At 66.4% G+C, this 977-nt stretch carries 1 protein-coding gene; it reads right to left on the minus strand.

Features of this window, described 5'->3' with window-relative positions:
• On the minus strand, positions 1–977 hold a 977-nt coding region (locus tag M977_RS23810), incomplete at both ends, for an Ig-like domain-containing protein (protein ID WP_167351121.1).

The raw sequence follows: 977 nt of genomic DNA on the forward strand, positions 1-977 counted from the left end.
ATGCGGTGCCTGCCGTGGCCCCCGCCAGGTTCTGGGCGGCCGTATGGGTCAGGGTCACGGTGGCGGTGTTCTCCGCCGTGCCGTTCGCGTTCGCCGTCACCGTCGCGGAACCCGGGCTGCTGCCTGTCAGGGTCGCGGTGTAGACACCGTTATTTTCCGTCACCGCACTCACCGTGGCACCGGTCACACCCGTCACCGCAAAGGTCACGTTGTTCAGGCCGGTCACCGGATTACCATGGCTGTCCTTCGGTGTGAAGCTCAGGGTGGTGGTGGTGCTGTTATCCGCCGGAATGCTGGCCGGACTGGTGGTGAAGGCCGATTTCGATGCATCCACGGACGCGGCCAGCTGGGCCTGGGTCGGGCTGTAGGTCACAGACACGTCCTGGCTGCTGCCGTTAAACACCACCGGAATGGATTGATCACCCGGGGTGGTGGACGCCGGCAGGGTCAGCGTGGCCTTGCCGTTGCTGTCGGTGGTCACCGTCTGGTCGGTGCCGTTCACCGTCACGGTGACGGCGGTGTCTTTCAGGGGCTGACCGTCCGCGCCGGTGACGGATACGGTGGTGGTCGGGGTACTGATACCGTCAGCCGGCACGGAGGCCGGCGCGGTTGCGGTACCCGCGGTGGCACCCGCCAGGTTCTGGGCCGGCGTATTCGTATAACTCACAGGCACATTCTGGCTGCTGCCGTTCAACACCACCGGAATGGACTGGTCACCCGGGGTGGTCGAGGCCGGCAGGGTCAGCGTGGCGTTACCGTTGCTGTCGGTGGTCACCGTCTGGTCGGTGCCGTTCACCTTCACGGTGACGGCGGTATTTTTCAGGGGCTGACCGTCCGCACCGGCGATCGGTACGGTGGTGGTCGGGGTACTGGTGCCGTCAGCCGGCACGGACACCGGCGCGGTTGCGGTGCCCGCCGTGGCCCCCGCCAGGTTCTGGGCAGCCGTATAGGTCAGGGTCACCGTGTCGGTTTTCACA

Source organism: Buttiauxella gaviniae ATCC 51604 (assembly GCF_001654835.1).
In the GTDB taxonomy this organism is placed as follows: domain Bacteria; phylum Pseudomonadota; class Gammaproteobacteria; order Enterobacterales; family Enterobacteriaceae; genus Buttiauxella; species Buttiauxella gaviniae.